This is a genomic window from Gilliamella sp. wkB292 (assembly GCF_001690235.1).
Lineage (GTDB): Bacteria > Pseudomonadota > Gammaproteobacteria > Enterobacterales > Orbaceae > Gilliamella > Gilliamella apicola_F.
Map to the genome: position 1 here is coordinate 1 of NZ_LZGO01000007.1, position 921 is coordinate 921.

The following is a 921-nucleotide window of genomic DNA, read 5'->3' on the forward strand; positions in this document are numbered from 1 at the left end:
CATTTTATTAGAAAATAAAACAACTCTCTTACCTATAAAATATAATACGAAAATTCACATAAGTGTTTCTTGTAAAGAAGAGCAATTAATCGCACCCTATACAGTTTTATTACATTATGTTACAGGGTATAAACCTTGGTACCAAACATTTGATTCTGATTTATTCAAAAAGTATTTTAGTTTATCTCCTTGGCGTGATACAAAACGCCCTTTGGCATTAAAAAGATCATGGCTACGCCATTTTGCTAAATATAATTTTAAAAAGGGTAACATAGTGACGGCTTTGAAATTTTACTATCTTTATTTGACTAAAAAAAATTTTTAATCTAATTGACTTACAGAAAGTTGAAAACCAATTACTAATTTTACTATCTAATAAATTCATTATAAAACAATACTAGGGTTGGTATTGTTTTATAATGTCGTTATACTCATAAGCTTTTCCATCTACTGATAATATTAGATCTTTGTTAATAAAGGATGGATCAATATTTACAGAATAACCAAGTAAATTACTTAATAAATAAACAAGATTAGATGTATTTATCATTTTGTTTTCATTTCGGTAACTTTCAGTTTCCTGACAAGGATAATTATCATAAGATGAATATATCATTAGTGGGATTTCAAATTGGTTACTGAATTCTTTGGATTTTCTCAATAATCCATGGCCCAAGTTGACTATTTCGCCATGATCGGGTGTATAAATTAAAATAAAATCATCTAATTTTTCTTTTAAAATTGTATAAATTTCTTTTATGACTCGATCTGTATGGTGAATTGTTCGATCATAATCATCGCCATCAGGTAAACTTAACTTATCAACTTCATCATACCCAAGTTTGTAAGGTTTATGGCTTCCAGCTAAGTGTACGACAATGAAATTTTTTTCATTATTTTGAAAATTGGTTTCAATTAATT

Annotated in this window: 1 protein-coding gene and 1 pseudogene; one reads left to right on the plus strand and one right to left on the minus strand. The window is 27.3% G+C overall.

Annotated elements, in window-relative coordinates:
- A pseudogene (locus tag A9G09_RS00230) lies at positions 1-325 on the plus strand (glycosyltransferase family 8 C-terminal domain-containing protein); the annotation flags it as partial.
- 72 nt (positions 326-397) lie between these two features.
- Here the strand turns inward: A9G09_RS00230 and A9G09_RS00235 are convergent.
- A partial coding sequence (locus A9G09_RS00235; protein ID WP_176700925.1) for a sulfatase-like hydrolase/transferase occupies positions 398-921 on the minus strand: 524 nt, incomplete at its 5' end.